Below are 467 nucleotides of genomic sequence, written 5' to 3' on the forward strand. Positions count from 1 at the left end.
AAGGCGGGCGAGGTGCCGCTCGGCGAGGCGCTGTCCCGCGTCGAGCGCGTGCTCCGCCTCGTGGACGTCGTGCGCGGGCGCGTGCCCGCGCTGGAGCCGCCCCGCCCGCTCTGGGACGAGGCCCGCGAGCACCTCCGCCGGCGTGACGCCGAGGACGCCTCGCCGGCATGGCAAGGCGAGCGGGCGTCGCTCGTCCCCGCGCTCGGTGAGCTCAGGGCGGCGTGCAGGGAAGGGCTCGATCCGTAGCGCCCTGGCGGCTCAGGGGCGGCCGCCGAAGCGCGGAGAGGGGGGAGCGGTGTCGCCTGCCGCTTCCAGGTGATTGAACCGCCGGTTCGCGTCACCGCGCTTCGGGGAGATCTCGGGTCGTCCCCTTCTCGTGAAGACCGGCAGATCCCGAAGGACATCGAGGTTCGTGGAACTCCCGTGCTTCGTCCCGGGCGAGCGCGATCCGCCCTCGATTCCGCGCC

1 protein-coding gene is annotated in these 467 nt (G+C 74.5%); it reads left to right on the top strand.

Annotated features, from left to right (window positions below):
- A partial coding sequence (locus tag BN4575_RS20660; RefSeq protein ID WP_218060804.1) for a hypothetical protein occupies window positions 1-246 on the top strand: 246 nt, incomplete at its 5' end.
- Between the last annotated feature and the right edge of the window lie 221 nt (window positions 247-467).

Source organism: Aeromonas sp. EERV15 (assembly GCF_900079845.1).
Lineage (GTDB): Bacteria > Pseudomonadota > Gammaproteobacteria > Enterobacterales > Aeromonadaceae > Aeromonas > Aeromonas sobria.